10 protein-coding genes are annotated in these 12,411 nt (G+C 59.4%); 2 read left to right on the top strand and 8 right to left on the bottom strand.

Going from position 1 to position 12,411, the window contains the following annotated elements:
- Positions 1–78: 78 nt before the first annotated feature.
- The 5 genes from hemG to ACJ8M3_RS20790 form a co-directional block, all read right to left on the bottom strand.
- Complete coding sequence (gene hemG, locus ACJ8M3_RS20810; RefSeq protein ID WP_033652659.1) at positions 79–612, bottom strand: menaquinone-dependent protoporphyrinogen IX dehydrogenase; 534 nt, start codon at positions 610–612, stop codon at positions 79–81.
- Positions 613–633: 21 nt separating this feature from the next.
- Entirely contained in the window at positions 634–2,085 is a 1,452-nt protein-coding gene (gene trkH, locus ACJ8M3_RS20805) for a Trk system potassium transporter TrkH (RefSeq protein WP_004934492.1), read from the bottom strand.
- Positions 2,086–2,119: 34 nt separating this feature from the next.
- Positions 2,120–2,734 carry an IMPACT family protein gene (locus tag ACJ8M3_RS20800; protein ID WP_033644956.1) on the bottom strand — a complete coding sequence of 205 codons (615 nt, stop codon included), beginning with the start codon at positions 2,732–2,734 and terminating at the stop codon, positions 2,120–2,122.
- On the bottom strand, positions 2,734–4,065 hold the full coding sequence (gene pepQ, locus ACJ8M3_RS20795) for a Xaa-Pro dipeptidase (protein WP_033644957.1): 1,332 nt from the start codon (positions 4,063–4,065) through the stop codon (positions 2,734–2,736). The genes ACJ8M3_RS20800 and pepQ overlap by 1 nt, the downstream gene beginning before the upstream one ends.
- 112 nt (positions 4,066–4,177) lie before the next feature.
- Positions 4,178–5,374, bottom strand: a complete 1,197-nt coding sequence (locus ACJ8M3_RS20790) for an MFS transporter (RefSeq protein WP_033644958.1) — start codon at positions 5,372–5,374, stop codon at positions 4,178–4,180.
- Between the two features lie 233 nt (positions 5,375–5,607).
- Between ACJ8M3_RS20790 and fadB the strand changes: the two genes are divergently transcribed.
- Together fadB and fadA are read left to right on the top strand one after the other, a co-directional pair.
- The gene (gene fadB, locus ACJ8M3_RS20785) at positions 5,608–7,797 is read left to right on the top strand and encodes a fatty acid oxidation complex subunit alpha FadB (RefSeq protein ID WP_442514727.1); all 2,190 of its coding nucleotides are present in this window, start codon (positions 5,608–5,610) and stop codon (positions 7,795–7,797) included.
- Positions 7,798–7,807: 10 nt separating this feature from the next.
- Positions 7,808–8,971, top strand: a complete 1,164-nt coding sequence (gene fadA, locus ACJ8M3_RS20780; protein WP_089197587.1) for an acetyl-CoA C-acyltransferase FadA — start codon at positions 7,808–7,810, stop codon at positions 8,969–8,971.
- A gap of 172 nt (positions 8,972–9,143) precedes the next feature.
- Here fadA and fre read toward each other — a convergent pair whose 3' ends face one another.
- The 3 genes from fre to pepE all read right to left on the bottom strand — a co-directional run bounded on the left by fre (position 9,144) and on the right by pepE (position 12,204).
- Positions 9,144–9,845, bottom strand: coding sequence for an NAD(P)H-flavin reductase (gene fre / locus ACJ8M3_RS20775; RefSeq protein ID WP_442514726.1), 702 nt, complete (start codon positions 9,843–9,845; stop codon positions 9,144–9,146).
- Between the two features lie 50 nt (positions 9,846–9,895).
- Positions 9,896–11,416 carry a 4-hydroxy-3-polyprenylbenzoate decarboxylase gene (gene ubiD / locus ACJ8M3_RS20770; protein ID WP_033644963.1) on the bottom strand — a complete coding sequence of 507 codons (1,521 nt, stop codon included), beginning with the start codon at positions 11,414–11,416 and terminating at the stop codon, positions 9,896–9,898.
- Positions 11,417–11,478: 62 nt separating this feature from the next.
- On the bottom strand, positions 11,479–12,204 hold the full coding sequence (gene pepE, locus ACJ8M3_RS20765; protein WP_033644964.1) for a dipeptidase PepE: 726 nt from the start codon (positions 12,202–12,204) through the stop codon (positions 11,479–11,481).
- Between the last annotated feature and the right edge of the window lie 207 nt (positions 12,205–12,411).

The raw sequence follows: 12,411 nt of genomic DNA, 5'->3' as shown, positions 1-12,411 counted from the left end.
GGGCCGCAACCCCTAATTGCAAAAAACTTTTCAAGCGCGGATTTTTTCGGCAAAACGCTGGCCAAACCCGCATTTTTGTCACTTTTCGTACTGAATCTGGCTAAATTCCTGGGCGAAACGATCGACTTGCTGCCAATCTGTGTACTCAACTTCCTTACTGGTATCCGTTTCTCCACCGGTCATACGCATAATAAATTGAATCATGATGCGGTCGAACCAGCGATAACGTGGATAACGCAATGCCCCGGCAAACACCGCGCACTGTTTTGGCTGCCACGGCGACGCCAACAGGAACTTACGGGTATAGGCGTTGGTTTGCGGCGAACGCTTTTCCGGTTTGCGTGCGGTCAGATTGACGGCAAAGAATGCGCTGGGCATCCGATTCAACTGTTCGGCATGACGTTTAACGAATTTATCCAGCACCGGGTTAAAGTGCCCGTAGCGAATAGAAGCGCCGATCATCACCTGCTGATACTGGCTAAGGTCGATCTGTTCCGCCTGCAACAGATCGATAACCTCACAGCGCAGCGTATCCTGCAATTTGCTTGCTATATAAGAAGCGATAGCACGTGTTTGCCCGTCACGGCTCGAATAAAGTATCAATGCCTTCATGGCGTACTCCTTATAACAGGCTCACTCACGCCAGAAGGTTGGCGTGAACAGCACCAGCAATGTAAACACTTCCAGGCGCCCGAACAGCATCGTCACCACCAGGATCCACTTGGCCGCCGCCGGCATCGTGGTGAAGTTGTCCGCCACCACGCCCAGACCAGGACCAAGGTTATTCAGCGTTGCCGTCACTGCGGCAAACGCGGAGAAATCATCAACGCCGGTCGCAATGATCGCCAGCATGCTGACGATAAACACCAGCGCATAGGCGGAGAAGAATCCCCACACTGCTTCCAGAATACGTTCCGGCAGTGCGCGATTGCCCAATTTGATGGTATAGACCGCGTTGGGGTGCACCAGCCTTTTCAACTCGCGCGAGCCCTGCAGGTACAACAGCAGAATACGGATCACCTTCAGGCCGCCGCCGGTCGAACCGGCGCAACCGCCGATGAATGCCGAACACAGCAACAGCATCGGCAGGAACAGCGGCCACTTGGCGATGCTGTCGGTCGTAAAACCGGCCGTGGTCGCCATCGATACCACCTGGAAGAACGCCTGATTGAGCGTTTCCATACCGCTCTTATAGACGCCATGTCCCCAGAGCACCAACGTGCACACCACCACCAGCGTCAGTTGAACGAAGATAAACATGCGGAATTCAGGATCGCGCCCATAGACCTTCAGACTGCGGCCGCTTAGCAAAGCGAAGTGCAGACCGTAGTTACAGCCGGAAATCAGCAGGAACACGGCAATGATGGTGTTGATGGTCGGGCTGGCGTAATAACCGATACTGGCATCGTGGGTAGAAAACCCGCCAATGGCGATGGTCGAGAAACTGTGGCCGATGGCGTCGAACACCGACATCCCGGCCCCCCAGAGCGCCAGCGCACAGGCGACGGTCAGCAACACATAGATTAGCCACAGGGTTTTGGCGGTTTCGGCAATACGCGGACGCATCTTGTTATCTTTCAGCGGCCCGGGCATTTCCGCCCGATACAGCTGCATGCCCCCGACGCCGAGTATCGGCAGTATCGCCACCGCCAACACGATGATCCCCATCCCGCCCATCCATTGCAGCATTTGGCGATAGAACAGGATGGCCTTAGGCAACGAGTCCAGCCCCACCAGCGTCGTTGCGCCGGTAGTCGTCAATCCCGAGAAGGATTCAAAGAAGGCGTCGGTCAGCGACAAATTAGGACGTTCCGAAAACAGGAACGGCAATGCCCCCACGCTGCCCAGCACGGTCCAGAACAGCACAACGATCAGGAAACCTTCACGCGGCTTCAGCTCGTGTTTCTGCTTACGGTTCGGCCACCACAGCATCAGCCCGATGGTCAACGCCACGAAGAACGTTTGGCTGAACGCTCGCCCCGCCCCATCGCGATAAATCAATGCCACCAGGCCGGGAATAAACATCGTCCCGGAGAACAGGATGACCAGAAGACCAACGATACGGGTTATGGCGCGAAAATGCATTTCAGCACGATCCTTAGCAATTCAATTGGGAGGATTATTGCGAAATGGGGGTTAATTGCAAATTACCGCGACTGAGATCACGCAATTTATTCCCAAACAGCTCGACCTCAGTCGCCGGCAGCGCCAAATGCAGCACGACGGCGGCGCCGTATTCACCCTGCAGGATCCGACCTGCGATTTGCTGCAACAAGTTCTCCACCAGCGCCAACTGCGCATAGTCGCACTGCAAGATATATTCGGCTTCGGGCACCTTTTGCGCCAGCGCCAGCTGCTTCAATGCCTGTTGAACACCGTTGCCATAAGCTTTCACCAGCCCGCCGGTGCCCAGCTTAACACCGCCGTAGTACCGAACGACTACGGCGGTCACTTCACCGATACCGCTGCCCATCAGCTGCGCGAGGATAGGTTTGCCGGCGGTGCCCGACGGTTCTCCATCGTCGGAGAACCCCAGCTGCTGCGAATCATCGGGGCTACCGGCGACGAAAGCCCAACAGTGGTGCCGCGCCGCCGGGTGCTCATCCCGCACCTGCTGAATAAACGCCTTTGCCGCCTCCACCCCGCCGGTCGGCGCCAGCAGGGTGATGAAACGGCTCTTCTTTATCTCTTCGGTAAAGCAGGTTGCTTCCGCCGGTATCGGGTACGGCCGCATCAAGCCAGGTTCAGATCGCGCGTCATGTTCTCGATGCGCTTTTCATGGATCACGATGTTGTCTTCGATGCGAATACCGCCATACGGTTTCAGCGCATCGATGCGATCCCAGGCGAAGTGCTGCTTGAACTCGCCGCTGCGCCACGGCGCCAACAGAGACTCGATGAAGTACAGACCCGGTTCGATGGTCAACACCATGCCCGGCTGCAACACGCGGGTACAACGCAGGAACGGGTACTTGGACGGCGCCGCCAGATGGGTGCCTTGCTCATCCTGCATAAAACCGGCGGCGTCGTGCACCTGCAGGCCCAACGGATGGCCCAACCCGTGCGGCAGGAACGGCGTGGTGATACCCGTTTCGACCATCGCCTCTTCGCTGAGGCCATTCACCAGTTTGTGATTCTTGAGCAGCTTGGCGATGCGCTGATGCATCTGCACATGATAGTCGGTGTAACGCACGCCGGTTTTAATGGTGTCGATCAGCGCCAGCTGTTCACTATTGAGATCTTTCACCAGATGAGCGAACTCGCTGCCGCTTTGCGCCGCATAGGTACGCGTCAGATCGGCGGCGTAGCCGTTATATTCCGCCCCGGCGTCGATCAGAAAACTCAGGGACTCGGCCGGCGGCTGATGATCCAGCTTGGTGTAGTGCAGCACCGAAGCGTGCTCGTTCAACGCCACGATGTTGTCGTAAGGCACATCAGTATCGCGATGGCCGGTAGCCGTCAGGTAGGCCAGATTGATGTCGAACTCGCTCATGCCGGAGAGGAAGGCCTCATGCGCGGCACGATGGCCGGTTACCGCCGTCTTCTGCGCTTCGCGCATGCAGGCCAGCTCATAGCCGGTTTTAATCGAACGGTGGAAATCCAGGTAGTTCAGCACCGCTTTCGGGTTGATGTTTTCCGAAGGGATGCCGAGATCGCGGGCGCGCTGTTGGGCATAACCGATATAGCCGACGCGCTCACGCTGCGGCGGCAGCTGCTGCGCGATCGCATCGGCGTTGGCCAGCGGCATCAATTCGAGGGACTTGGTCCAGAAACTGTTCGGCAGCGGCTCTACGCTGTGCCAGTAGTCAACCGGGGAGTAGAACCACAGCTTCGGCTTGTTGACGCCATCTATCCACAACCAGCAGTTCGGCACCGACGTCACCGGCACCCAGGCTTTGAAATGCGCGTTCACTTTGAACGGGTAGCTATGGTCGTCCAAAAATACCTTTTGCAGTTCCCCGGAGTGAATCAGCAGCGCATCCAACTTGTTGCGCTCCAGCACTTCACGCGCGCGTTTTTGCAGTTCTGCCAGGTGGTCGTTATACAAAGAAGCCAGCGTTTCCATCACAGTACCCTTATGCCTTAGCACGAAAGAAGCCATCTTAACACAGCGCTCCGACGCACCAACCTCATCGCGTTGGGCATGCGGAGCAGCTCGCAATTCCCTGCAAATGCCGTTACATCCGCAGCTTAACCATTAACCAGCCGCCCAAACCGAGCAGCGCTATCGCCAGCGCCCACAGGCCATGGTGTTCCAACAACACCGCGCCGGCCGCGGCGACGCCCGCCAGACACTGCTGCAGAAAGCCACACAGCGCCATCGCATAAGCGCCGTACTCTTTGGCATCGCTGACGGCCATCGCCATGCTGTTGGGAAACAGCACCGCCTGGCCAAAAATGGTCAGGCAATACAGCGCGATGAACAGCGCCATGCCGGAAAGGCCGGCCAGAACGCCGCTCCACCACAGCAGCAGGATCGCCGCCGTCGCCAGCGCCACGATGCCGCTGCCGGCCTGCATCAGTTTTTTCCCGCCGAGATGCGCCACCGTACGGTTCACCGTCAGCGCCCCGCTGAAGTAGGCGACGCCGATCACCAGCCCCAGGGCGCCGAACGCCGTGACGTTGAGACCAAACTCCTGCTGCATGACGAACGGACTCACTTCCTGCAGTGTCACCGTGGTGGCAAACCCCAGCCCGCCGACGCAGGCCGGCCAAAAGAACCCAGGCCGCCGCAGGATGGCAAAGTAGGTTGCCGCCATCGCCGGGCGCACGCCCCCTGCCCGTCCCGCCTCCAGCGGCAGCGTCGCCATCAGCACCAGAATGATCAAACCGGTGGCGCCCATCAGGACGAAGCCCATCTGCCAGTGCGCATATTGGCTCAGCAGGCCACCGATAAACTGACCGCCGCCCAGCGCGGTGATAAAGGCGATGGAGAGCACCGACAGACGCCGCGCCAGTTCGTCCCCGCTCCAGTTATCCCGCACGATGATGCGCGCGATGATCGCCGCACCGCCGGCACCCACGCCCTGCAGCGCACGCAGCGTCAGCAATTGGGCGCCGTTGCTGCACAGCGCCAACAGCCCGCTGCAGCCAATGAAAAGAAATAAAGACAGCGTCAGGGGCGCGCGGCGGCCAAAGCGATCGGCGGCCGCGCCCCAGAACAGCACCGGCAAGGCGGCGCCGATGACGAAGATTGAAATGGACAACTCGGTGGCGCGCCGGCTCATCGCCAGCTCCCGCATCACCGTCGGCAGCGAAGGCAAGTACACGGTCGTCGCCATTTGCGCCATAAACACCAACAGACACGCCAGCGTCATGGTTCTGGCGGGAATGCTCCATAAGCCGCTGCGTTTAACACAAGCCGCCTTAGTCATGCGTAACCTCGTCTGAATGTTCATTCGCTGCGAGCAAGTGTATGAGGGCCGACAAGCTCCGGCAAATGCCGATAGCACATAAAATATAACTTCGTTTCAAATCAAAAAACTAACTTGGCGACATGTGATCAGACCAGCAAAAATGCAATCTCTCATTTGCATATTGTTAACATAAAAACCACACTCCTCTTCATCTGGTCATACCAGATCATACGCTGATTCAGGAGATAGACATGCTCTACCAAGGCGAAACATTACAACTGCACTGGCTCGATAACGGCGTCGCCGAGCTGGTGTTCAACGCACCGGGCTCGGTCAACAAGCTGGACACCCGCACCGTCGCCAGCCTGGGCGAAGCGCTCACCGTGCTGGAAAACCAGCCAGAGCTCAAGGGGCTGCTGCTGCGCTCCACCAAAGCCGCATTTATCGTCGGCGCCGATATCACCGAATTCCTTTCTCTGTTCGCCGCGCCGGCTGAAAAGCTGCAGGAGTGGCTGGTATTCGCCAACAACGTCTTTAACCGGCTGGAAGATTTGCCGGTGCCGACCATTTCGGCCATTAACGGCTATGCGCTCGGCGGCGGTTGCGAATGCATTTTGGCGACCGATTTCCGCGTCGCCTCACCGGACGCGCGCATCGGCCTGCCTGAAACCAAATTGGGCATCATGCCGGGCTTCGGCGGCTCCGTCCGCCTGCCGCGCCTGCTGGGTAACGACAGCGCGCTGGAAATCATCGCCGCCGGCAAAGACGTCAGCGCCAAAGACGCCTTGAAAGTCGGCCTGGTCGATGCGGTAGTGGCGCCGGAAAAACTGGCCGAAGCCGCGCTCAACATGCTGCAACAGGCGATCGACGGCAAGCTGAACTGGCGCGCCGCGCGTCAACCGAAGCTGGAGCCGCTGAAGCTCAGCCCGATCGAGGCGGCAATGAGCTTCACCACCGCCAAAGGCATGGTGCTGCAGACCGCCGGCAAACATTACCCGGCGCCGATGACAGCGGTGAAAACCATTGAAGCCGCCGCCAAGCTGGGCCGCGATGAAGCGCTGAAACTGGAAACCGCCAGCTTCGTGCCGTTGGCGCGCTCCAACGAAGCGCGTGCGCTGGTCGGCATCTTCCTTAACGATCAGTTCGTGAAGGGTCAGGCGAAAAAGCTGGCCAAGAATGTGGACGCGCCGAAACAGGCGGCGGTGTTGGGCGCCGGCATCATGGGCGGCGGCATCGCTTACCAATCGGCGTTGAAAGGCGTGCCGGTGATCATGAAGGACATCAGCGACAAATCGCTGACGTTGGGCATGAACGAAGCGGCCAAGCTGCTCAATAAGCAGTTGGAACGCGGCAAGCTGGATGGCCTGAAAATGGCGCAGGTGCTGTCGACCATTCAGCCGACGCTGGACTACGCCGGCATCGAGCGCGCGCAGGTGATCGTCGAAGCGGTCGTGGAGAACCCGAAGGTCAAAGCCGCCGTGCTGTCGGAAGTGGAAAACCTGATCGGCGAAGACACCGTTCTGGCGTCGAACACCTCGACCATTCCGATTAATCATCTGGCAAAATCGTTGAAGCGTCCGCAAAACTTCTGCGGCATGCACTTCTTTAACCCGGTACACCGTATGCCGCTGGTCGAAATCATCCGCGGCGAACAAACCAGCGACGAGACCATTGCCAAAGTGGTAGCCTACGCCAGCCGCATGGGCAAAACGCCGATCGTGGTGAACGACTGCCCGGGCTTCTTCGTCAACCGCGTGCTGTTCCCATACTTCGCCGGCTTCAGCCTGCTGCTGCGCGACGGCGCCGACTTCCGTCAGATCGATAAAGTGATGGAAAAACAGTTCGGTTGGCCGATGGGCCCGGCCTACCTGCTCGACGTGGTGGGCATCGACACCGCACACCACGCGCAAGCGGTAATGGCGGCCGGCTTCCCGGAGCGCATGAGCAAAGACTATCGCGACGCCATTGACGTGATGTTCGACAACCAGCGCTTCGGTCAGAAAAACCAGCTGGGCTTCTACCGCTACAGCCAGGACAACAAAGGTAAGCCGCGCAAGGACAACGACGAGCAGACCGATGCGCTGCTGGCCGAAGTGAGCCAACCGCGCCAGACCATCAGCGACGAAGAGATCGTTGCGCGCATGATGATCCCGATGATCAACGAAGTGGTGCGTTGCCTGGAAGAGAAGATCGTCGCCAGCCCGGCCGAAGCCGATATGGCGTTGGTCTACGGCATCGGTTTCCCTCCGTTCCACGGCGGTGCGTTCCGCTACCTGGATACGCTCGGCACCGCCAACTACGTGGAGCTGGCCCAGCGTTACGCACACCTCGGCGCCCTGTATCAGGTGCCGGCCGGTCTGCGCGCCAAGGCCGAGCGTAATGAAAGCTACTACCCGGTAGCGACACCGCTGTCCGACGTCGCTACCCGCCAACCGGCATGAGGTCATAAAGATGGAAAACGTAGTTATTGTTGATGCCGTACGCACGCCGATGGGCCGCTCCAAGGGCGGCGCCTTCCGCCAGGTACGCGCCGAAGATCTCTCCGCTCACCTGATGCGTGAAGTGCTGAGCCGCAACCCGGCGCTGAACGCCGCCGAGATCGATGACATTTACTGGGGCTGCGTGCAGCAGACGCTGGAGCAAGGCTTCAACATCGCCCGCAACGCCGCACTGCTGGCCGAGATCCCGCACCGCGTGCCGGCGGTGACCGTCAACCGCCTGTGCGGCTCTTCGATGCAGGCGCTGCACGACGCGGCACGCGCCATCATGGTTGGCGACGCACACGTCAGCCTGATCGGCGGCGTGGAACACATGGGCCATGTGCCGATGAACCACGGCGTGGATTTCCATCCGGGGCTGAGCCGCAGCGTGGCCAAAGCTGCCGGGATGATGGGGCTGACCGCCGAAATGCTGGCCAAGATGCACAACATCAGCCGCCAGATGCAGGATGAGTTTGCCGCCCGCTCCCACCAGCGCGCGCATGCGGCGACGCTGGCGGGTTACTTCAAAAACGAGATCATTCCGACCAACGGCCATGATGCCGACGGCGTGCTGACCCGTTACGATTTTGACGAAGTCATTCGCCCGGAAACCACCGTCGAAAGCCTGTCGGCCCTGCGTCCGGCGTTCGATCCGGTCAACGGCACCGTCACCGCCGGCAGTTCCTCCGCCCTGTCGGACGGCGCTTCCGCCATGCTGCTGATGAGCGAATCGCGGGCCAAAGCGCTCGGTTTGAAGGCCCGCGCCCGCATCCGCTCGATGGCGGTCGTCGGCTGCGATCCTTCCATCATGGGCTACGGCCCGGTGCCGGCCAGCAAGCTGGCGCTGAAACGCGCCGGTCTGAGCGTGCAGGACATCGATCTGTTCGAGCTGAACGAAGCGTTCGCCGCCCAGTCGCTGCCGTGCATCAAAGATCTGGGGCTGATGGACAGCATCGACGACAAGATTAACCTGAACGGCGGCGCCATCGCGCTCGGCCACCCGCTGGGCTGTTCCGGCTCCCGCATCTCGACCACCTTGTTGAACAACATGGAACGTCGCGACGCGCAGTTCGGCCTGGCGACCATGTGCATCGGCCTGGGCCAGGGTATCGCCACCGTGTTTGAACGCGTTTAGCTGTGTCTATCTTGGGATGACCGCGTCACCACTTCAAATCGCGGCATCCCGCCAAGTTTAGTTGCCGTTCTTCCCGCCTGTCAGGGGCGGGTTTTTTATGCCTGAAATTTGCCGACGCCCAAATAAAAACGGGGCGACCCTCGGCCACCCCGTTCACTGCGCATCGCCTCTGTCAGATAAACGAAAACGCGTCGCCAAACATATGCGCTTCCTGCGCGCCGCGCTCGGCGCAGAAACGCTCGCGGGCGATTTTCGCCATCTCGAAACGCCCGGCGATGTAGATGTCATGCTCCGCCAACGTGCCGAAATCCTGCAACACCGCGCTGAGCACGGTGCCGCTGCGGCCACGCCATTCCGCCTCCGGCTGCTCGACCACCGGGATCACCTTCAGGTTCGGGTGTTGCACCGACAGCGCTTCCAGCTCGCTCAGATCGTACAGGTGCTTCAGCTCACGCCCGCCCCAGTAGATGGAAATGTCGCGATCGGGCTGCTGCTCCAACGCGGTCAACAGGATTGAGCGCGCATAGGAGAAGCCGGTGCCGCCGGCGATCAGCACCAGCGGACGGCTACCCTCTTCCCGCAGCCAGGCGTCGCCGTGCGGCATATCGACGGTGATCGCCTGCTCTTTCAGAATGCGATCCATCACCGCCATGGCGTACAGATTCAGCTCCGAAGCACCGATATGCAGCTCGATATAATCTTGCTGCGTCGGGATTGATGCCAGCGAGAACGGACGTTTGTCGCGCTCGTCCATCACCACCATCAGATATTGCCCTGCCTTGAAAGAAAACGGCTGCTCGGGCACCAGACGTACCCGATAAACCGTATCGGTAATGGCCTCTACCGAGGTCACTTTACAGCTCAATATTGTCATGCGTTCCCTCTGTCGGGTCATCAATGCAAAGCTGAGAACAGGGCCTGACGCTATAACGTCGGTTCCCTGTCACTGAAAATTGCGAGCTCATCCCAGATTTCGTCGACGCGCGCACGTACCTTTTCATCCATCTGAATCGGACGGCCCCATTCGCGATCGGTTTCACCCGGCCATTTGTTGGTGGCGTCCAGCCCCATCTTCGAACCCAGTCCGGAAACCGGCGAGGCGAAGTCCAGATAGTCGATCGGCGTATTCTCCACCAGAACCGTATCCCTTGCCGGATCCATTCGTGTGGTAATCGCCCAAATCACGTCATTCCAGTCGCGCGCATTGACGTCATCGTCACAGACGATAACAAATTTGGTGTACATAAACTGCCGCAGGAACGACCAGACGCCCATCATCACGCGTTTCGCGTGGCCGGCGTACTGTTTTTTCATGGTCACCACCGCCAGGCGATACGAGCACCCTTCCGGCGGCAGATAAAAATCAACGATTTCCGGGAACTGTTTTTGCAGGATCGGCACGAACACTTCATTCAGCGCCACGCCCAGGATCGCCGGCTCATCCGGCGGCCGACCGGTGTAGGTCGAGTGGTAAATCGCGTTGCGACGCTGGGTGATGTGCGTGACGGTGAATACCGGGAACTGGTCGATTTCATTGTAGTAACCGGTGTGGTCACCGTAGGGGCCTTCCGGCGCCATTTCACCCGGCTCGATATAGCCCTCCAGCACGATTTCGGCACTGGCAGGCACTTCCAGATCGTTGGAAAGGCACTTGACCACTTCGGTTTTATTGCCGCGCAGCAGCCCGGCAAAGGCATATTCAGACAGGGTATCCGGCACCGGCGTCACCGCGCCGAGGATAGTGGCGGGATCGGCGCCCAGCGCCACCGCAACCGGGAAACGCTCGCCGGGGTGCGCCTGGCACCACTCCTGGTAATCCAGCGCGCCGCCGCGGTGCGACAGCCAGCGCATGATCACTTTATTCTTGCCCAGCACCTGCTGACGATAGATACCGAGGTTTTGCCGTTCCTTATGCGGGCCGCGGGTCACCGTCAGCCCCCAGGTGATCAGCGGCGCGGCGTCTTCCGGCCAGCAGTGCATCACCGGAATGCGGCCCAGATCGACATCATCGCCCTGCCATACCTGCTCCTGACAAGGCGCGGATCCCAGCACCTTGGTCGGCATGTTCAGCACCTGCTTGAACTTCGGTATTTTGTCGAACAGATCGCGGAAACCTTTCGGCGGCTCCGGCTCTTTGAGGAAAGCCAGCAGTTTGCCGACTTCGCGCAGCGCGCTGATGTCTTCCTGCCCCATGCCCATCGCCACGCGATTGGCGGTGCCGAACAGGTTGCACAGCACCGGCATGTCGTACCCTTTCGGGTTTTCAAACAGCAGTGCCGGGCCGCCCGCCCGCAGGGTGCGATCGGCAATTTCCGTCATTTCCAGGTAAGGATCGATCGGCTGGCTGATGCGTTTTAGTTCCCCTCTCTTCTCCAGCAACGAGAGGAAATCGCGTAAGTCACGGTATTTCATGCTGATCATTATAGCGGCCAGTGGGGAGGGCATTATAAGCCCTCTTCAAGGTTGTTGCTGCAATTTTGTTAACGCCGCCCGCTGCCGGGTGGCCCTCAGCCGCAGTTGAACGGCACCAGCGCAGCCAGTGCGCGCGTATCCTGATATTCGCGCGTCTCCTCGCCGTGGCGGAACACCTTAAAGCCCTGCCCGTTGGCGCTGAAATAACGCAGCGCATTGCCTTCAACGTGCAACAGACTGCCTTCACGCAACGCCACTACCGATTCGCTCGGGTTGATCGCACAGAACTCCGCGAGACGCTCGTCACGGGTTTCGCCCATGTGGCCGCTGATGTGCGCATCGATGTAATGCGGGTTAATCTGCACCGGGAACAACCCCAGCGCCGGCAACACCACGCTGCAGCGCACCGGCATGTCATTGGTGGTGCGAATACTCGGCGTCGCCACGTTGCAACCTGCGCTCCAGCCGACGTAAGGCACTTCACGCTCGCGCACCGCGCGCTGGATAGGCACGATCAGGCTTTGTTCGTGCAGCATCTGGTTCAGCAACCAGGTGTTGCCGCCGCTGACCAAAATGCATTCGGCCTGCGCGATCGCCGCCGCCGGTGAAGCGGCGTGGTGAATGCTGGTGACTTCAATGCCCAATGTTTGCGCCAGCTCCTGCGCGCGCCGATCGTAGTCGTAACGGATCAGCGCGTAAGGGATAAAGACGGCGGATTTGATGCCGCGGCGCGCAATCATCGCCAGCAGTTGGCTTTTGGCGTACCCCAGCAGCTCGGCTTCGCCAGACAGCTTGCCGTTGCTCAACAGAAACAGCTCCATTTTTCTCCCCTCGGTCAAAAACGATGAATAGCGTCACAGCCGGCGGCGCAACGCCTTGCCATACTGTGACGGTAACAAATTTTTAGCCCTCTGTTATACCAGCGCCGTATCGATAAGTGTGTGACCCCTCGCTAATAGCCGTAGATTCAGAAAGATAGGCGATGTTACATGCTGAAACTTGCATCACTATGTATCCGGAATAGCTTT

Origin of the sequence: Serratia sp. CY55921 (genome assembly GCF_052167655.1) — a bacterium.
Taxonomy (GTDB): Bacteria; Pseudomonadota; Gammaproteobacteria; order Enterobacterales; family Enterobacteriaceae; genus Serratia; species Serratia ureilytica.
The sequence above is the reverse complement of the archived record's forward strand: the minus strand, read 5'-3'. Positions and strand labels throughout refer to the sequence as shown.